At 37.6% G+C, this 20122-nt stretch carries 20 protein-coding genes; 1 reads left to right on the forward strand and 19 read right to left on the reverse strand.

Features of this window, described 5'->3' with window-relative positions; all coding sequences use genetic code 11:
* Position 1 precedes the first annotated feature (1 nt).
* From BUB77_RS25190 to BUB77_RS25275, 18 genes are all read right to left on the reverse strand, one after another.
* Positions 2 to 661: an LbetaH domain-containing protein gene (locus BUB77_RS25190; protein ID WP_073279943.1), complete on the reverse strand. Its 660-nt coding sequence runs from the start codon at positions 659 to 661 to the stop codon at positions 2 to 4.
* A gap of 112 nt (positions 662 to 773) precedes the next feature.
* Positions 774 to 1754: an NAD-dependent 4,6-dehydratase LegB gene (locus BUB77_RS25195; RefSeq protein ID WP_073279944.1), complete on the reverse strand. Its 981-nt coding sequence runs from the start codon at positions 1752 to 1754 to the stop codon at positions 774 to 776.
* An 88-nt stretch (positions 1755 to 1842) separates the two neighbouring features.
* Entirely contained in the window at positions 1843 to 3645 is a 1803-nt protein-coding gene (locus tag BUB77_RS25200; protein ID WP_073279945.1) for a motility associated factor glycosyltransferase family protein, read from the reverse strand.
* An 18-nt stretch (positions 3646 to 3663) separates the two neighbouring features.
* Positions 3664 to 3972, reverse strand: a complete 309-nt coding sequence (locus BUB77_RS25205; RefSeq protein ID WP_073279946.1) for a hypothetical protein — start codon at positions 3970 to 3972, stop codon at positions 3664 to 3666.
* 141 nt (positions 3973 to 4113) lie between these two features.
* Positions 4114 to 4941, reverse strand: a complete 828-nt coding sequence (locus BUB77_RS25210) for a flagellin N-terminal helical domain-containing protein (protein ID WP_073279947.1) — start codon at positions 4939 to 4941, stop codon at positions 4114 to 4116.
* A gap of 187 nt (positions 4942 to 5128) precedes the next feature.
* Positions 5129 to 5608: a flagellar export chaperone FlgN gene (locus tag BUB77_RS25215; RefSeq protein ID WP_073279948.1), complete on the reverse strand. Its 480-nt coding sequence runs from the start codon at positions 5606 to 5608 to the stop codon at positions 5129 to 5131.
* 23 nt (positions 5609 to 5631) lie between these two features.
* A complete protein-coding gene (gene fliS / locus BUB77_RS25220) occupies positions 5632 to 6000 on the reverse strand; it encodes a flagellar export chaperone FliS (RefSeq protein WP_073279949.1) in 369 nt (122 codons plus the stop codon).
* Between the two features lie 62 nt (positions 6001 to 6062).
* The gene (fliD, locus tag BUB77_RS25225; RefSeq protein WP_073279950.1) at positions 6063 to 8324 is read right to left on the reverse strand and encodes a flagellar filament capping protein FliD; all 2262 of its coding nucleotides are present in this window, start codon (positions 8322 to 8324) and stop codon (positions 6063 to 6065) included.
* 60 nt (positions 8325 to 8384) lie between these two features.
* Positions 8385 to 8786, reverse strand: a complete 402-nt coding sequence (locus BUB77_RS25230; RefSeq protein ID WP_073279951.1) for a flagellar protein FlaG — start codon at positions 8784 to 8786, stop codon at positions 8385 to 8387.
* Positions 8787 to 8879: 93 nt separating this feature from the next.
* Positions 8880 to 9101, reverse strand: a complete 222-nt coding sequence (csrA, locus tag BUB77_RS25235) for a carbon storage regulator CsrA (protein WP_073279952.1) — start codon at positions 9099 to 9101, stop codon at positions 8880 to 8882.
* Positions 9101 to 9568 carry a flagellar assembly protein FliW gene (gene fliW / locus BUB77_RS25240; RefSeq protein WP_073279953.1) on the reverse strand — a complete coding sequence of 156 codons (468 nt, stop codon included), beginning with the start codon at positions 9566 to 9568 and terminating at the stop codon, positions 9101 to 9103. The genes csrA and fliW overlap by 1 nt, the downstream gene beginning before the upstream one ends.
* Positions 9569 to 9712: 144 nt before the next feature.
* A complete protein-coding gene (gene flgL, locus BUB77_RS25245; protein ID WP_073279954.1) occupies positions 9713 to 11209 on the reverse strand; it encodes a flagellar hook-associated protein FlgL in 1497 nt (498 codons plus the stop codon).
* 75 nt (positions 11210 to 11284) lie between these two features.
* A complete protein-coding gene (flgK, locus tag BUB77_RS25250) occupies positions 11285 to 13036 on the reverse strand; it encodes a flagellar hook-associated protein FlgK (protein WP_073279955.1) in 1752 nt (583 codons plus the stop codon).
* 16 nt (positions 13037 to 13052) lie between these two features.
* Complete coding sequence (gene flgK, locus BUB77_RS25255) at positions 13053 to 14801, reverse strand: flagellar hook-associated protein FlgK (RefSeq protein WP_073279956.1); 1749 nt, start codon at positions 14799 to 14801, stop codon at positions 13053 to 13055.
* An 83-nt stretch (positions 14802 to 14884) separates the two neighbouring features.
* On the reverse strand, positions 14885 to 15400 hold the full coding sequence (locus tag BUB77_RS25260) for a flagellar protein FlgN (RefSeq protein ID WP_084124722.1): 516 nt from the start codon (positions 15398 to 15400) through the stop codon (positions 14885 to 14887).
* A 30-nt stretch (positions 15401 to 15430) separates the two neighbouring features.
* A complete protein-coding gene (gene flgM, locus BUB77_RS25265; RefSeq protein WP_073279957.1) occupies positions 15431 to 15709 on the reverse strand; it encodes a flagellar biosynthesis anti-sigma factor FlgM in 279 nt (92 codons plus the stop codon).
* Positions 15710 to 16154: 445 nt separating this feature from the next.
* Positions 16155 to 17420, reverse strand: coding sequence for a diaminopimelate decarboxylase (locus tag BUB77_RS25270; protein WP_073279979.1), 1266 nt, complete (start codon positions 17418 to 17420; stop codon positions 16155 to 16157).
* 163 nt (positions 17421 to 17583) lie between these two features.
* Positions 17584 to 18273, reverse strand: a complete 690-nt coding sequence (locus BUB77_RS25275; RefSeq protein WP_084124724.1) for a PHP-associated domain-containing protein — start codon at positions 18271 to 18273, stop codon at positions 17584 to 17586.
* 679 nt (positions 18274 to 18952) lie between these two features.
* Between BUB77_RS25275 and BUB77_RS25280 the strand changes: the two genes are divergently transcribed.
* Positions 18953 to 19657 (forward strand): TrmB family transcriptional regulator, encoded by a 705-nt coding sequence (locus BUB77_RS25280; RefSeq protein ID WP_073279958.1) that lies wholly within the window; start codon positions 18953 to 18955, stop codon positions 19655 to 19657.
* 80 nt (positions 19658 to 19737) lie between these two features.
* On the opposite strand, the gene BUB77_RS30155 is transcribed toward BUB77_RS25280, so the two are convergent.
* Positions 19738 to 19884 (reverse strand): hypothetical protein, encoded by a 147-nt coding sequence (locus tag BUB77_RS30155; protein WP_170866748.1) that lies wholly within the window; start codon positions 19882 to 19884, stop codon positions 19738 to 19740.
* Between the last annotated feature and the right edge of the window lie 238 nt (positions 19885 to 20122).

Below are 20122 nucleotides of genomic sequence, written 5' to 3' on the forward strand. Positions count from 1 at the left end.
ACTAGATAGACCAAAAATGTGAAATCATAAGGTCCAAATAGTTTTTATCCTTATTTTTAATTATTAAATTTGGTGATTGTCCAAATACAATGCAATTATCCGGAATTGTATCATCTTTTATAATTGTTCCTGTAGATACCAGAACATTGCTGCCTATTTTGGAATCTCCTAAGATAGTAGAATTTGCATACAATATAACATTTTCTCCAATTACCGGATATTTTCCTTTGTTTCCGCCAATGGTACACCCTTGATATAGAAAGAGTCCGTTACTATACTTTGCTTTTCCTAAAACACTACCTACAGGGTGCTCCACTCCCCAATATTCCGGAAGCCTTATTTCGTAATACCAATCTACGGAATGTAAAATTTTATTCAAATAATATACAATGGACGCCAACTTCTTATTGTTGCCAATCAAATGAATCGTGTTTGATAAATAATATAAAAAAATAGAATATTGCCCGGAATGATAAGGAGAAAAAAACAACTCCTGCTGATCATTGCGGTAATAGGAGCTCTTATTTACTTGAAAACATTTTTCGCATTTTTGCAAAGTCACATTAATATATGGCTCAACATCATCAGATGGGCCAAACATGTTGGTAAGTTGCCTATTTACGTGATTTATCAAGTCTGCTTTTCCAATTTCTACAATCATTATTTAACCTCATAATCCTTAGCATATATTTGCTCTACACAACTTAAGTTTACATACATTATATATGGTAACGCTTATATGCCCAAGTACTTTTGAATATATATTTAATGACTTATAAGTTATATATTTCTGGTTTATATTTATCTAAATTCTCTTTTAAAAATGCTATCGTTTCAGCCAATCCCTGTTCAAAAGTGTATTGTGGTCTCCAATCAGTCAGTTCTTTAATCTTCTTGTTTGAACCTAATAGTCTATTTACTTCGCTCTTCTCTGGCCTAAGTCTTTGTTCATCGCAAATAATTTTAGCAGTTGGATTTATTTGACTAATCAGTTCTTTTGCGAGCTGCTCAATGGATATTTCTTTCTGTGTTGCAATATTAATCTCTTCTCCAATGGTTTTATTCGATTTGGCAATCTCAATAAAACCATTTGCAGTATCTTTAACATAGCTAAAATCTCTCGTCGGAGTTATAGCTCCAAGCATAATCTCAGTTTTTCCAGAAAGCAATTGTGTAATAATAGTCGGGATTACAGCTCGTGCAGATTGTCTGGGCCCATAAGTATTAAAAGGGCGTACTATCGTTAAGGGTATATCAAAACTCCGATAGAATGACTCAGCCAATCTATCTGCACCTATTTTAGTAGCAGAATATGGGGATTGTCCCTGAAAAGGATGTTTTTCATCAATAGGAATATATTGGGCTGTTCCATACACTTCCGAAGTAGAGGTAATCAATATTCTAGAGGTATCTAAATCTTTTGCCGCTTGTAAAATATTTAATGTACCTTTGATATTAGTATCGACATAAGTATCTGGAGAATGATAGCTGAAAGGAATTGCAATGAGTGCCGCCAAATGATACACTGTATCAATACCTTTCAGTGCTTCTCTGACACCATTAGGATCTCTAATATCCCCTTGGAATATTTCTACATTTTTTATAATATTTTTAGGCAGAGTATCCAACCATCCCCAGGTATTAAAAGAATTATATAATGTAAAAGCTCTTACTTCCGCTCCTTGATTTATTAGCATTTCTGTTAGATGGCTACCAATAAATCCATCCGATCCAGTAACAAGTATTTTAGGCATAACAGTACCTCCACACTAATTATTCGTAATTAAATTAAATGAATGAATATTATAGTAATTATAAAACACAGTCTCCATAAGTACCTTTTTATATCGATCTTATGTCTTCTATCCTGGTCTTTAAGTCATTTCCCACTTCCAATATAATTTCATATAGTTTTGCGGCTTTCTCATAGGTTATCCTATTATTTTCTTTCAAGTCTTCCGAAAAATAATAAATCCCATCTAAATCAATAGAATTTTTAGTTGTAACCAAGTCATCCATCAAGGAAAAACTTTTCAATCCGTAAATAGTATCATTTAATTCCAGTAATTTTCTTCCCAATCTTTTCTCTTTATTCTTATCAATTTTACCTTTCAGCAATTGTCTACAATTTTTAAGTCCTTTCTCTGCATTTTCCAATATTTGATCAATTTCCAAAAGGGAATTTTGCATATATTTCTGCACCTTATTGTATTCTTCTGCCGTTATGCGGCTAATACTTTGGCAGAACTGTTCCATATTAAAGTTTCTATCCGGCAGATCATCAATAACATCTTTCAAGGGAATATATTTGGCTCTCTCGATTTTAGCACCCTCTAACTTAGTATCAATCACTTCCACCTCAGGAGTATTTCTAATTCTATCATTGAAATGCGCTAGATATTCTTTCCAATCATACCTTGAGCGCACCATCTTTCCGTTCACACCTTCAACATACACATCATCCTGCCCAATTTCCTCTGTAATTCCGCCCATGTGGCTTTTACCATCCTTATAGGCCAAGTCCTGCCCAACCAATATAATCTTCTTTATCCCTATTGCAAGACAGCATTCAAAGGCTGTTGTTGCAACGGAAGCGCCGGAAGTTACAAACGGAGGAATATGTCCTGTTATTCTGAATAATTCTCCGACATATTCATTATCGCAGTAAATAATTTTCATTCCTTTATGAGCATTCATAACCGCATGACTCGATTCCATACGGCAAACCATGGGAATATGGATGTTGCTACGCCTAGAAAAATATTCTAACTTTTTTATTCCGTCTAGAGTTACAAGCATGTCTGGTTTAATTCCGTTATCCAATAAAAAATCCAATACCCGATCCACTGCTACTATTACTGCTCTCCCTTTTATTTCCTTTAACTGCTCTATACTCTCTTCTACAGACGGTCCTGCTGCTACTATTACTGCTGGTATATCTACCGGAAGTACTTCTGCAAGTTCATACAAGGAAACACTATCTTTTAAATACGGCAAATTCAAAAGAATATTTTCAATATCTTTTTCCGCAAAACGTACCCGTGTGTTATTGTTTAATGACATATGTACATTCGCATCTCTAATCTCTTTATAAAAATCCCTGAATTCCATCGCAAAGATAATATCATATTTCGGATGCACAATGAATAGCTGTCCGGCAGCATTTTCAATTCCCAGAAATGCACCATAATAGTTGTGGAAATCTTTTTCGTTAATCCCCTTCACTATTAGAATAACATTTTCATCTTCTAATATATCTGATATATCATAATTATTCAATATATGTAAAAACACTTGGCAAGAAGGCTCATAAATAATTAAACAACTGCCTGTGTTCATTCTTCTACGTACTTCACGTGCCATATATCCATTAGCCAGACCAAACATGGCAATAATTGCATTTATATAATAAAAATCAAACTGTTCTGCCCATATCTTCGCTTCATTTTCCGGACTGTACATACTGTTCAATCGATATTTTCCACTATTATCGGCAAGAAAAAGTATCTTCGAACTGTCTTTTGCTTCTTCAGAAGATATCTCACAGGCTCCACATTCCACTTTTTCCTTTGAATCAAGTTTGCAAAACAAACTGTTTTTAATTTTTTCCATCGCTTTAGTATTTTTTTCATAAAAGTCCATCATTCCATGCCCCTATACATGCTAAATTTTCAATAGCTCCAAAAAAATACTCCGTATATCATAATATAAAATATCGGAATATAAAACAAAATCCCCAACCTTCAAAGCCTTCTCTGTCTCTACCAGGCATCTGTTCAGCTCCAACAGGTCATATTGAACCCTATTACCATCCCTGTTATATGAATTAACCGCATCTACAACTGTTATAATACCATCTATTGTTTTACATATCCCCGCATTCCCTTCTTCTAGTTTATTCTGATATAGCAAGGTGCAGGTATTCTCTATTCTATTAATTGCTTCTAATATACATTCCTTTATATCATCCATCTTCTACCTCTTTGCTCTTAAAATCCTTTTATTTCTTTCCGATCTAATTACTTACAACAACCGTACCCGTTTCATTATATTAAAATAGGGTTGACATATGTCAACCCTATTTGGAAATAGCAGGTTAAAAAACTACTGATATTACTTTAATAATGAAAGAACACCTTGAGTAGACTGATTTGCCTGTGCAAGCATAGACTGTGCTGCCTGCTGCAAAACGGAATCTTTGGAGTATTTAACCATTTCCTTGGCAATATCTGTATCACGGATACGTGACTCAGCAGCCTGCAGGTTTTCAGAAGTATTATCAGTATTAGCAATCGTATGTTCCAGACGGTTCTGAATAGCACCTAAGCTGGATCTCTGAGCTGATACATTAGCAATCGCTTTATCAATAGCAGAAAGAGCACTTGTAGCTTTAGCGAAATCTGTAACATCAGGAGAAACTTTACCACTGAGAATAGAAGTCATGCTCATATCTTTAATAACAGCGGAAATTGTCTGCCCACCATTTGCACCAACCTGAAGTTTAAGTGCTTTAGTTGCTGAAAAGCTACCATCTAATAGATTCATTCCATTAAACTGTGTCTGACTAGCAATACGGTTAACTTCAGCTTTCAGCTGAGTTACTTCATCATTTAATGCTGTTCTATCTTCTGATTGATTAGTACCATTTGCAGACTGAACTGCTAATTCTCTCATTCTTTGAAGAATAGAATGTGTTTCATTTAAAGCACCTTCTGCTGTCTGAATCAAAGAGATACCATCCTGTGCATTGGTAGAGCCCTGATCAAGACCTCTAATCTGGCTTCTCATTTTCTCAGAAATGGAAAGTCCAGCAGCATTATCACCAGCACGATTAATCTTATAACCAGAAGATAACTTCTCTGTTGTTTTTCCTAAATTAGTTGTTGTGGCACCTAACTGTCTGTTTGTATTAGCAGCGTTCATATTATGTTGAATTACCATAGTCTTTTTCCTCCTTGGAATGTAAGCAGCATCCATGCTACCTATTTAATTTTTTGGTATATCTATTCTTTATAACGTTTTGTTGTTTACAGCCGGCCGTACGCTCCTGCAATAAAACAACCAACTTGTTATATACAATAATTATATCGGCTTTCCTCTTATGATACTTTATAGTTTTTTTAAAATTTTATTTTTTTTTGTCTAAAAAACAAGATTCATAGGATTCGGAACCTGACATGTTCTTATAATACTTCATGGCCATACTATTGTTCTGCTTTATATCCCTTACTTCTTTCTTTTGTATCCGTAAAATAATCTCAAGGCTTCTCTTGTTAGATTGTTCAAACCCCTCCAGCCTTAGGCTCTTTTCCGTGATACACACAATTAATTCTTTCAGCCTTTTTATCTGATGCTCATACTTTGGCAGTGTAATCAATACATCACTTTTCAAATGAGAATATACTTTATCGAATCCATTATCCAATTGGTTTAATGTTTCAATTAGCTGTTCCTTGTCATCCATGTAAGAGTCAAATAAATCATAATGGAAGGGCGTTTCCTCCATACATGTCTTTTGCTTTTCCGTAAGAGCAGTCAATTCATCTAGAATATTGCTCTTTTTAGTAAGGGTATCAATTAAAATATTAAAACAGGTTATATCATCCATACAGTGCTCCCATACCAGGTTTCTTATTTGGTACTTTTTATGACTTCCTTCCAAGTGTCCCGCATACCACGTATTTCTTCCGTCATTTCTTCCAATAGTTCCTTGTCTTTATGTACATTAGCTAATACCAACTGGTCATAGATATACTGGTATATATTTTCAAAGTCTTTTGCCACCGGATATTTATACTCCAATGTACTTCGAAGATGATTCAGAATTTTTTCCGTTTTTAAAATATTGGTATTAACCCTCTCGTAATTTTCCTCATCCAGTGCCATAATAGCTATATTACAGAATTTAATCATTCCTTCATACAGCATCAGTGTCAACTCTGCTGGCGTTGCAGTATTTATCTTGTTATTCTGATAAGCTGTGGCAGCATTAAACTGCATTTTTATACCTCCTGCTGCAAATCCTTTTTTTCAATGCAATCTCTTGTCTTCTCATATTTATCTTATGAAGAAGTACCTAACAGACCTGATAATGCATTGGTTTGTGACTGAAGCTTCGCCATAGCAGTTTCCATTGCAGAAAATTGCTTATAGTATTTATTTTCCAAAGCTGTAAGCTTATCTTCATTTTCAGCTATTTTTTTCTTTAAACTTAACTGTTCCGTTGCCATCTCTTTATCATTATAAAAAGTATAGATACTCCGCACATTGGGGATGGAACTCATCTTATCAGTCATCGTTTTATACAGATTCTGTGCAATTCCTGCAAGTGCGTTAGCCGCAGCATCAGGATCTTCATTGAAAGCCTTTAAAAGTTTATCCGCTGAAGTAGAATACGCCGTGTCGTCTTTATCTCCGGCTATATGTAACAAACCCTTTTCTGTATAATCCTTTGAAGTTGTTATTCCAAAGGCTGCCAGCGAATATTGCTTTCCATTATATGTTACAGAAGATTGCAATGCCTGCTTCATGGCAGTTGTCAGAGATCCTAATGTATCATCTCTTCTTAAGATGGAATCCTTTATTTTAGTTTCCCACTTTTCAACCTGATCGTCTGACATACTTGCTTTCTCATCATCGCTTAGAGGAGCATAATCCCTGGTCGAACCAGCATAATATAAGGTATTCATTTCTTTTAGGATGTCATTATAAGATTTGACAAAATTTTTAACCATATCATAGTTAGCCTGGCTGTTATTTGCAACATTTATACTTATAAACTGGCCTGCTGTTGTCAGCCCTGTTGCAGTAATTGTCAAGCCATTTGCAACAATAGTATTACTTGTGCCGGTAAGCGTAGCTCCATCCAATGTTATGCTAGAGTTACTGGCTGCCACAACTACCATAGCATCTGAACCGGAAGGGGGTTGTGTAGTAGCAGTTCCATCAATTTCGCCTAGTCCCAAGGCCCCCAAAACACCTGCGCCTGCTGCACCTTTATCCAGCTCAGTTTTATAAGAACTGATATTATTATTTACTGCTGACTTAATATCCTGTATTTTTTGATCATTATAAAGGGAATCATATTTTTCCTGTTGCTTTTGCTGGATATTAGACGAAGCATATTCTATATCTACAAGCCTCTGAAATTTACTGTTAAGTTCTACCTGGCTGAGTCCTGCCACTTGCGCTTGTGCATATGAGGCTGCATCTTCTCCTTCACCCAACACAAGGGTTCCATTAGCAATTGCTGCCTCTGCTTCTTTTTCGATATTCTTCTGGACAGCATAATTCTGCTTATCCAGCTTCTTTGCTACAATCTCAGCATCAGCATCTGTTAGAGTGCTGTTAGTACTCTTAACATAAGAAATAAGATTCTGCATTTTATTAGCATCAGATTCTTGGTAACCACCAGTCAAGCTGTTTAATACATTTGTCTCCGCTTCCCCTTTAGCATAGTTCACAGCTGTTGTTTTGCTATCCGCCTGTGTTTTAGAAAGCGCATAGTTCTGTATAGTTTTTAGAGCACTAAGCTGCTTACTTTCCGCATCCGTCGTAGGCTTATAGGAAGAATCATTAGCATGCTCATATAAGGCTGTCAACTCTGCATCCGAGAGTTGCCTTAATGTGTTTACAGCACTATCAACGGCACTTTTACCTGCAGTGTCAAGACCGCTGTAGTTCGCCATGTCCTTTATATTTTGGAGGGCTATAGCTGCATTTTCATCAACTTCACTTGATGTTATTGAAAATTTATACTCTTCTCCGCTATTTATGGAGCCAATAAATAATTTCTTCTGGGAAGTATCAAAGTTTGCAGTCAATCCGGCGCTCTTACAGCTTTCCACAAAATCATTCAAAGTGGTATCTTTTGTTACAACCAACTTTTGTTCTTTGGTACCATTTTTGATTGTGATAACAGTATTCTTGCCATCTCCGGCGATAACTCCAAGGTCTTGCAGAGTTGTATTATTAGTTACTTCTTTTCCTTTTTTATCAACTGATATTTTAGCTCCAGTTACATTCTGGGCATTAGCCAACTGATTGACTGTAATTTTATGAGAACCTAATGGTGCCGTTGAATCACCGGTTACTTTCACCAGAGAATCATTTGATGAAGTAACTGCTTTACTCAAATAGTTGCCCGACAGCCTCATCTTGCTCAAATCAGTCGTATACAATTTAAATAATTTTGTATTCAGATCTTTCCACTTTTCCTGCTTCCAAGTTAATAGTGTCTGCTTATCATTTGTTTTCTTGTATTTTAATTTTTGAGCACTTACCAGTTGTTTTACAATCGTGTCTGTATCAAGTCCTGAAATCATCCCTGACATTCGTATTGGCATATTCTTTCCTCCTCTTAACGGGGGCAGGCTATTTTGTAATTAAAGTTTTTTGTCCACCATAATCCCTGCCGACTCCCAAAGCTTCTCAATCATTTTAATAACGTCTTCTGATGGAATCTCCTTAATCACTTCGTTTGTTACAGCATCTTTGACTTTAATGGATATTCTTCCTATGTCTTCATGATAGGAATATTCGCATACCCTTCTGCCATCGCCAGCTTGTTTATTGGCACCCTCTACTAAGCTCTTGATTCTTTTTGCATTTGCATCATTTGTCTGCTGCTCATCCTTTGCAGTTGTACCTATTCCCTTAAATTCAGTACCTTCCCTGGTACTTGTTGACGGTAAAACTTTGCTCTCTGCTAATGTTTTCGACACTACTATATCTGTCTTCATGTCGGAATAATTAGCTGCTGCATTGGTAATTGAATTTATTGCCAACGTAACCACCTCCATGTGTTTTAAAAACTATCCATAATAATTATACAATGTTTATTTATATATATATCGGCCAATGATGAAATTAGTTAACCTTTATTCCAGAAGCTTTTTCAGGGTATCCGCTGAGATTTGGCTGTCTGCCGCTTCTTTATTGGCATCCTGAATCTGCAAATAGATTTCCTTTCGATATACCGGTATGGATTTTGGGGCATTAATTCCAATTTTGACCTGGTCACCCTTGATTTCCAATATTGATATTTCAACATCATTTCCGATTATAATGGATTCATTTTGTTTTCGTGTAAGGGCCAGCATCAGCTCTCTCCCTTCTGCCGCTTTATTCTCTTAACATGTTCATATACGTTATATTTTATTTCATAATCAGGATTGTCTGCAATTATCTGGCAGCCTTTCCTGGTATCTGCATTAATAATAAAGGGAGCCTTCAAATTCACTGAAGTCTTTGTGACGTCTGAAGGGACGGTCATGGTAAGGAGTATTACCAGATTGTTTTCCTTTATTTCACCAAGGTCTTTTAACACTTCATCTTCCACTAAAGGATTATAGTCCTGCCTGATATAAAGGGGATTAACTACCGGAATAGCAAGGCTGGCTTCTTCCGTGCTCTGCAGCCATGAAATACTGAATTCTTCTGTTTCTTCAATATCGTAAAGAATCGTATAGCTGGTGTAATTCTCAAATCCCATGATTCCTCTTGGAAACACTATTATCTTCTCTTCCTCTATATCAACCTGCCCAAAATACTTTGTCTGTATCAGCATACTGAATCCGCCCTTTTATCCTCTCTGTTCAGTAGTATGTCATTTATACTACCGGTATATTCATATGATTGCGCTTATGATTTCCTCTCCTATATAAATAGAGTTTTAGTTTATGCCTTCATTCAACTTATATAAGAGCCAATCTTACAGAAAATCCAGCAAGCTTGTCTTTACCGCTTTTCCTGCCGCGTTCAGAGATGCCGTATATAAGGTCTGGGCTGAATTTAGTCTGATATAGGTTTCCGCAATATCTGCATCCTCATTATTTGACATTAGCTCTTCAAAATCCACCTGTTGGTTGGATAGCCTGTCTTCTGTCAGGTTTAGTCTGACAGAGCGTGCTCCCAGTTCAGCCGTTGCTGTACTCATTTTATCCTGGGCACTTTTGCTTCCAATTATTCCCTTATTGAACTTACTCTGCATGACATCCGTTTTAAGCTTCTGCTCTGTCTGAAGATTGGTCAGCCTTACGTTAAGCGCGTCAATTTGCGGCTGCGAAAGACTCTTGTCTTCCAGCTGCTTTTTAACCTCTGCAATGTTTTTTTCTGTGAGTTGTACGTCATTAACTGCTGCGATTATTTCATCAATATCTCTTCCGATATTATGATCAAATGCATCCTTGCCCTGTGTATTTATTGTAAGCTTCTGATTAAAATTTATTTCATACTGTATCTGCTGATCGGCTTGTGTATAGGTTATCGGCTTCGCAGCATCTGTTTTATCAACGCAGTTAAAATAATGTTCCGGCTGCAAATCACCTTCTATAAAATTGGATTTGCTGTAAGTTACTGTAATATGAGCGGCATTTTTCATATTATCATACAAATTCACCAACGGCGGTACTGTTGTTGTTTCGTCGGATATAACCATCTCGCCGGTTTCTTTGATTAAATTAATAGTTCCAGGCGCCGGTTTATAAGCCGCTGCATCATTTACCGAAATAACATTTACGGTAGCAGGACTGCCTGGTAAATCCACCGGTACCGGTTTTGTATCATCCGTGAATTTAATCTGTCCTACCATCCCATCTACATCCCCATATGCCAGCCGTAATCTATGGGTATTTAGAACCGAAGGAACTATTTCTCCCGGTAATGCAGACGGCAAAGCAGCATCCTTCGTATTGACCTTGGTCAGTGCTTCAATATCTTTACCGGTAAATTCCTGTGTTATTTCATAATTTTTTGTAACATTCTCTTCAAAACTCATGGTGCTGTTGGTTTTATAGCCCGTAAATATGTATCTTCCGGCATAATTGGAATTGCCTTCCTGGTACATCTGTTTTTTCATCTCATTCAACGTTTCCGCTATACTGTCTCTGTTTGAGGGATTATAGCTATCAGCGGCTCCCTGTACACAACTAGTATTTATCTTAGATAAGATTTCATTCATGTTCTTAAGAGCTTCTTCTGACATGTCCATCCATGATCTGGCATCGGGAATATTCTTTTCGTAGTACTGGTTCAATTCGGATAAATTGGTTCTTAACTTTAACGCTCTTACAGCTATGATAGGATCCTGGGAAGGGCGCTGTATCTTTTTCCCCGTAGAATACTGTTCATCCAATGTATTGAGCAGATTTTTATTATTATTAATGTTTGACAGCATATTATTGGTCATCATTTTATTGGTTATTCTCATCTGTATGCCCCTTTCCCGGATGCTTCCTCAAGTCTCCGGCTGGTATATATTCATGTCTCATTTCGCACCTAATATTTATACTGCCGTACCGTTAATCAGCTTGTCATAAATTTCATTCATAACAGAAATAACCTTAGCTGATAAGTTCCACGCATTCTGATACAATTGCAGATTCATTGCTTCTTCATCCGCATCCACTCCGGATACCGACAATCTTTGATTGCTGATCATTTTAAGGATGTCACTTTGATTTTTATCATTATTTGCGGCTTTTTTAGTATCAACACCTACTTCAGCTATCAGTGTCTGGAAAAATGAAGCCGGCGTTCCCTGTTTGAACATGGAGGTCTTATTTTTTAATGCTATTAATTCATCTACTATCGTCTTATCTTCTACGCCGTCGGTAATTATCTTTCCGGAGGCTGCTATCATAGACGGACTTTTAAAGATTTCCTGAGATACAGAGAAGTTAGCTGCCGTCATACTATAATACCCTGCCGTATCCAGGTCATAATCATCTCCGGAAGGCATAACACCCGTAAAGACATCCTTACCTTTGTTATTATTCAGGTCATATCCTTTCTTATGGACACTGTTGAAATTCTCAGAAAATGTCCTTACAAGCTCATTAAGCTGCCCCATATAATAGGGAATACCTTTGTAATCAATGCTTTTGCCAACGGCAGCCGAACTGCCTGCAACAGCATTTGTCTCATCCTCAAAATGAAAGGTGTATTCAAGCTTTCCGCCGACATCCTTTACTTCAACACTTTTATATTTGCACAGCTGGTTATCTATTGTAATATAACCCTCTGAAGGAATGTTCAGTTTTTCAACGGCATCAATACTGGTATTACTTAGCGTAACAGTCTTTTTATCCGCGCTGACTGACTTTACCGAGCCGCTTAATATCTCCTGGTTATTTCCGTCCCTAACCTGTAAAAGAGAGTTTAAATATCCTTTTGAGGCACTGTTCTGGAATGCAAAATCATTCCCATTGTCCCATTGTATATCATAAAGACCGTCCGCATCATTTTGATTCACCTTTGCATCCCGGGGAACCACCTTAAGGGTGTTATAATCTCCCCCCTCAACAAGAGTCTGCCCTTCAATTTTTATAGTATAGCTGGTAACACCTACATTCTGCCCCACTACATTTTCGCTGACAGATACATTCACAATGCCGGACAGCTCATCTACCAACAGATTTCTCTGGTCTCTCAAATCATTGGCAGAACCGCCGCTTGATTCCAAAGCATTTATTTGCTTTGTTACCTGGGCAATCTGCTGTCCCAGGGAATTAATCCTGTCAACCTGGTTTTTTACTTCAAAGTTGCATTCCTGTTGTATGCTTGAAAGGCTGGTAGCCATGCCGTTAAAATACTCTGTCAGATTCTTTGCAAAACTTACAATCTGAGTCCTTGTTGTGTTGCTGGAGGGGTTCTTTGATAATTCCTGAAGCTTGTCAAAGAACGCATTATAAGCGGTAGTAAAACCCTCCTTTGACACATCATTCAAATAGCTCTCTATTTCTGTCATGTAATATGTTTTTGCCTGATATTCACCGCTTACCGTATTGTTATTACGGTATTTCAAATCATAATAGACATCCCTTGCCTGTGATATTCCGGTAGCAGTTACCCCTGTTCCCACCATACCATAAGAACCATTCACCCTGATTGCATCAGAAGCCTGTTGATTTAAGATCTGTCTTGTATAGCCTTTCGTTTCAATATTGGATATATTATGGGCTGTTGTAGTGATTCCAGCCTGATATGTATATAATCCTGATGTTCCGATAGATAATCCAAAAAATGTTGACGGCATCCTTCCACCTCGTTTCTTATAGTTTGGTTACGATATGTTCCATCATCTGGTCAATTACAGTAATAAACCGCGAGGAAGCATTGTAAGCATGTTGATATTTTATCAGATTGGTAAGCTCTTCATCAGAGGATACCCCCATAATTCCCTGTCTTTTATCATCTATATATTTGACCATAGATGCCTGGTTCTGGCTGGTTGAATCCAGTTCTTTTCCTCTGGTCGCCAGCTCCCCCGTGAAATTTGTATAATAGTCTTTAAATTTAGAAACCGCAAGACTGTTTGGTGACAAGGCTAAAAAAGGCTGCTGCCACAGATCCAGTAATTTTTCTGCTGCCTTTTGATCAAAGCCCCCTGTTCCCGCTCCTGCATTCAAAGGAAGCTTGGAATAATTTTTGGATATTAAGGGATTGATTTCAATTTCTCCTACTGTAAATAAGGAGTATACATTATTCGGGTCTTCCTCTACGTATATTTTAGTTCCTGCAGGCAATAGGCTTTCAATAGGGTCAGAAGCATCCGGATCCCTGTATCTGGAAACAGATTTCCTGTTGAACAATGCCTCGCCCTGGGTATAATCCGGTATATCCATACCATAAGGAGCATTTTCCTTATCAAGGACCTTAAAAGTCTTTCCTCCCACCGTTACTTCTTTGTTGGGGCAAAATATATCATTAACCGATGTAACAATTCCATGAATCAGCTGGTCGAACTGTGCCTGTACTGTCATAACGACCGAAACATTAATATTTTTGTTATAATCGTCTACTTTATTTGTATAGTCAGCCATGGCAGCATCGTACTGGGCATCTGTCATAGTTGCCGTACGGACCGGTTTTACCGGTATATCCGTATAATTCGCCTTATCCGAGCCTCTTGATACCAGCAATCCCTTTAAGGATCCAATATCCGTATTATTCTCTGTTGAAATCGGCAGATCCAGACGGAATACATCCTGGTTAAAAGAAGACCATACAGGTTTTAGCAGGTCAGAAGAATCACTGACCTTCGCAACCTCCATCTTAAAGGTTTCATTTTCCGTTACCAGCGGCATACCTTCTGCCAATACTGTTACAACTCCATTTGAGTTTTCTTTGTAGGAAATGTTCAGAATGCCGCCAAGTTCATCCAGGAGATTGTTTCTTGCATCCCTTAAATCATTGGCATGCTCCAGTCCATTGCTTTCATAAGCGCTTATCTTCTGGTTAAGATCATGAATCTGACTTGCAATATTATTTACCTCACCTACTTTAGCCGTAATCCGCTTGTTTAAATTTACTTGATATTCCTGCAGCTGGTTGGATATTTTTTCTGCTCTTTCCAGAAAGCTGCTTGCATCTTGCAGAAAATTAGCACGAACCTCAATGGCTCCCGGCTGTTTTGAAAGTTCCTGCATGGAAGTCCAGAAATCGTTCAGGGATTTCTGGAATGCTACACCTTCCATTTCACCAAACATACTCTCCACTTCCGTTACTGTCTCATACTGAGTCTGGTAGAATCCCTGCCTTCCGACTTCTGTGCGGTAAGATTTATCAAAAAACATATTACGAACCTGTCTTACAGTTTCGATATCTACGCCAAGACCCTTCTGTAAGGTCGATATGTGATCCACGCCCCACTTCTGGTAACCAAAGTCAGCCATTACTACCTGTTGCCTGGTATAGCCCTTTGTATTGATATTAGTCAGATTATGGGCTGTTGTATTAAGTGCATTCTGACTTGCTGTAAGTCCAGAAACTCCTACATATAAACTGCTCGATAAGCTCATATTATTCACCTGCTTTTGTATTATTGTGCAGTGTCAAGCTGCTGCACTGGTATTTTAAATGCTCTGGTTGGGAAATTACTGTTTTACTGCTTTGCGTCGAACATCCCTGTCTGCTCAGCGAGCATTTCCACCTGGGCTGCTCCTTTGTTGTAGCTGTTGTTTCCCGGTAACATCCTTGCACTTTGTATAAAATTCATATTGAATTCTATCAGCTCCAGGGATTGTTGTATCAAAGATTTATTATGATTATTGATATCTGTCAGATTCTGAATGGTTCTTTTTAGAGTGTCATGTATTTCTATCAGTTTGTCTTTTTCAGCAGGCTGTTTTTCCATCATCTGTATAACAGCCCTGATATTAATGGTCTTTGGGTCTCTGCTCACTACTACGCCTATATTTTTTATGACCTCTTCTCTTTTTTTCTCCAATAGATTAATCTGGTCTGCTAAGGTCTGCTCTTTGTCGACTATTTCCTGAAGAGCTTTCAGGTCATTCTTCACAATTATCTGTGTTTTTTCTCTGGCCACAGGAAGAAGCTCTTTGTAAATCTCGCTTTCCCGGCCTAATGTTGTGATTAATTCTTCGATTAAACTAGCCACAGCCTAACCTCTTTCTAAATCTGCATTTGGTCATATGGTTTTTTCAAAATATTTGTCAACTATATGGGAAGCTACCTCTTCCATATTAATGTTATAAGTTCCTGATTGCATCTGAGCCTTGATTGCATTAATTTTATCCTCACGGACATCCGGTGTCTGGCTGAGTACCTGCTTGGCTGTCTGGTAGTCCTTTGCCGTGCTTGATATCTCTAATTTGTCTTTTCCCGACGCGCTGACACTTTTGGTAAGCTTTTGTATATTATTTGCCTGATAAACCTGTGAAATTTTATTGTATGCATCGATTCGCATTCTTTTCACCACCTAACTAATTTCTATTTGCTATGTAATATTTATCGGTCACTGGTCCTATTATGTTAAGAGTAGAATCAATATTTTTATCATTTTTCCATAAATTGTAATATCTTTTTCTTTATAATGGCTGAAAACTCTGTTAACATGAGCTTCATACTGTTACATATCCTTAATATCATCCTTACATTTTCAAAGAAATCCTTCTCACTTTGCATTCTATTTTGGATACTGCTGATTTAGCTTTGAATTCAACAGGCTGTATATTGGTTTTTTTCATACTACTAAAAGAGGTAAACTGTCCCTTATGAGCCAAAAACGGAAAAAGGAGCTGTGTTTGGCATGCTCTTTTTAACGCTTATGGCAAGGAGTACAGTTTACCTCTCTTAATACTATTTCCGGAACATACATTAATCAAAGCTGAGATTAATTTATGACAACCGAATCAATATTTCATATCCTTCAGCACATCACAAAAATCGAAGGTGCTAAAATAATCCTTGGGAGTTTCTTTTCTTCGTATAAGCTTTACCGAGCCGTCCTCCTGCAGCAAAAGCTCTGCGGATTTCAGTTTACCGTTATAATTGTATCCCATGGCATATCCATGGGCTCCGGTATCATGGATTACGAGAATATCTCCCTTCTCAATCCCCGGCAGCTTACGGTCTATGGCAAATTTATCGTTATTTTCACAAAGGGAGCCTGTTATGTCATATATATGGTCACAGGGCTCATTCTCCTTCCCCATTACCGTTATATGATGATAGGCCCCATACATGGCAGGCCTCATAAGGTCAACTGCGCAGGCATCCAAACCAATATATTCCTTATATATATGTTTCTCATGGATGGCTGTAGTTACCAGGTGTCCATAAGGAGCCAGCATAAAGCGTCCCAGTTCCGTATAAATTTCCACATCACCCATGCCGGCCGGAACCATCACTTCTTCAAAGGCTTTCCTTACCCCTTCACCGATAGCCAGTATATCATTAGGCTCCTGGTCCGGCTTGTAAGGAACACCTACGCCGCCGGATAAATTAATGAATTTGATATGGGCACCTGTCTTTTCCTTTAATTCTACTGCAAGTTCAAAGAGTATCTTTGCAAGTACAGGATAATATTCATTTGATACCGTATTGCTTGCAAGGAAGGAATGTATACCGAATTCTTCAGCTCCTAAAGCCTTCAGCTTCTTAAAGCCTTCAATTATCTGCTCCTTGGTAAACCCGTACTTAGCATCTCCCGGGTTGTCCATAATGCCATTGCTGATGGTAAATACTCCTCCCGGGTTATAACGGCAGCAAATCGTTTTCGGAATACCTGTCAATTCCTTTAACATATCTATATGGGTAAAATCATCCAGATTAATAATCGCATTCAGCTCTCTGGCCTTGACAAATTCTTCTGGAGGCGTAGTATTTGAAGAAAACATGATTTCACTTTCCTCAAAGCCAAGAGCCTCCGCCATCATCAATTCCGTCAGGGAGGAGCAATCTGTTCCGCAGCCCTCCTCTTTTAGTATCTGAAGTATAAATGGATTAGGAGTGGCCTTCACTGCAAAATATTCTTTAAATCCTTTATTCCAGGAAAAAGCCTGCTTTAACTTTCTTGCATTTTCTCTGATTCCTTCTTCATCGTACAGATGAAATGGAGTTGGATATTCTTCTATTATCTTATCAAGCTGTTCCTTTATTACAAAAGGTTTTTTCATTTCTACCGCTTCCTTTCTGTCTTTATCTGATTCCTTATGCTGCAATGAAATTTCTCCATTCAGTTAATTTGCGAATTAGAGTCTGAAAATATATTATTTCTTTTAAGGAACACTATATTATATCAAGCACCTCTTGTCAATATGATTACTTGGTTAATTTTTATCAAAAATCTAAGATTTCTGCAATATTACCTCCCATTACAGCTTCCTGGTAATCTTTTATTGTTTTAATAGGAGAATTTACAACAATTCCGATATGCCGGTCCTTTTTGTGATGGGCATCAGAACCTCCTGTTACAGGCTTACTCCAGATTCTGGCATATTCCTGCGCCAGCTTGTTATAAACAGGCTCCTTGTTTCCGCCATTTACTGCCTCTACCGCATCTTCATATTCAGGGGTAGGTTCTATGTCATCTAACAGCAGGCACTTACGAAAGGGGTGGGCATGTACAATGAAGCCTCCGTCTTTTTTTATTTTCCTGTAATGCTCGGAAAGACTCATTCCAAGTATATCCCTGTTATGAAGAAGCCACTCCTTATTAAGCCCATATATGAGAAAATCCATTCCCTGTATTGTCTCTTCCCATCCAAAGAAAACAGACAATCCGATCTTTTTGCCTTCCCTGTATGCTTCTTCGTAGCCCTTCATGAATCCTGCCACCCACTGTTCCCAGGGCAAGCTTCGGGAAACAGCCGTATTTCCATTGTAAAAATGATCTGTAATGATAATTCCCTCATACCCTAATTTCTTATATAATCTTGCCTGTTCACTGCCTCTTATATTGGCACAGGCACTTCCTTCTTTTGTGTGAACATGTGTATCATACTTATAGCTTTTCATATTAGTAATCATGCCCTTTCCGGTATCTGCAAGCTTTGTGAAGCAGACACAAAGCTGCGTGTAAAAATCTTCAAACTAATCTCAATGCATATCACAAGCCTGCTTGTGATATTGCTTAAATAGAAAGATTAAAAATGCAATGCATTTTTCAATCCAGCTCCTATAGCATGCTGCATCCGTTATGTCATTGCCATTTATTAGTTTTTTTTAAAAGTAAAATTCATAAAATAATCAGCTTTACTATAGCATACCTGAATGTCTCTTACAATATGTAGTCCTCTTTGATCACGGAAATCAATTTTACTCATAAATATACAATAATATCTTTTCAAATTCAAGGCAAACGCATGAAGGAATTTTATGGAAGCGTATGATGTCCAAGGGTTTATTGCCACTCCCCAGATGATTTTGGCTTACCTTTCGTAATTTTCTATTGAGGAGTTCCCTAATGACACTGAAAGGGCAGCAGCTATTCCTAGGTAAAATTATACCACTGTCTGAGCTCACAGCTCCACACCGAAACAACCTTCCAGCGAGTTTGGTATAATTTCACCTGCCAGGAACAGCTGCCGGCATTTTAGTTGAATTCGGAACCCCGAACGAGAAAATTACGAAAGGTATTTGCTCTATTTACTTTTTCTGATAATAAGTATAAACTTATACTTGATACCATTACAGGAAGGATAGCACCATGGAATTAATTGATCAGTTTATGTCCTTTGGACTAACCCGACAGGAATCGACCATTTATCTGACACTTCAGATTAACGGTGAGCTCACCGGCTATGAGGTTGCAAAGCTCACTGGTATTTCGCGCTCTAACACCTACAACGCATTAGCGGGACTGGTAGAAAAAGGGGCTGCTTATATAATGGAAGGTAATGTCACAAAATATACTGCTGTGGCTTTTGAAGAATTCAGCAATAATATCATATATAAATTAAAAGGCATCCAGGAGAAAATAATTTCAAACCTTCCGGAAAGAAAAAAGGAAGCAGACGGATATGTTACGATCAAGGGTGAGGAGCACATTATAAATAAGCTTCGCAACATGTTAAACGAGACCGAAAGCCGCATCTACATCAGCGTCTCCTCCGATATACTGGATATTATAAGAGAAGATGTACAAAAGCTGATTGAACAAAAGAAAAAAGTTGTAGTTCTGACCGACAGTCCCATGGGGCTTGAAGGTGCCACTATATACACGAAGGATCAGGTCGGACGGCAGGTAAGACTTATTGTTGATTCCTGCAAAGTATTAACCGGAGAGATAACGGATAGGGACTTTTCTACCTGCCTTTATTCGAAAAATCAGAATCTGGTGGATGTATTTAAGGAAATGCTGCAAAACGAAATTACCTTGCTGCAGTTAAAAGAAAAGGAACCGGATCGGTAAAGTTCTGCGGGTTAGGCTCCTTTTTATTATCCCTGTTCTCAGAAATTATAATAAACATCACTCAAACACCAATACAAATCTTATCCCTCTTCTGCATTTTTTGCTTCATCAGAATCCATATTCAAATTAGGATGATTAGTGGGAACTATTAAAAATGTTAACTTACCTGCAATGGCAGGATTTAGAATAATAATTTGAGCAATTCCCATGCTCTGATGCTTACCCATGGAATATCTGCTTACATATTTATGACTGTCTGGTTTATTTCATAATAGCATGCTATAATTTGGTGAACCCTTAATTCATTTGTAAATTATTGTTATGGCAAAGAAAGAGCTAGGAGATATTTTATGTACAAATATTTTGATTTATTTGATTTAATCAGTTTGATACTAATATATTTTATTTGCCTTTTTCCTAGGTGGAAAAGTAATAGAAGATATTTGTTCTTAAAATCAACTTTAT

It is taken from the genome of Anaerocolumna jejuensis DSM 15929 (assembly GCF_900142215.1).
GTDB lineage: Bacteria > Bacillota > Clostridia > Lachnospirales > Lachnospiraceae > Anaerocolumna > Anaerocolumna jejuensis.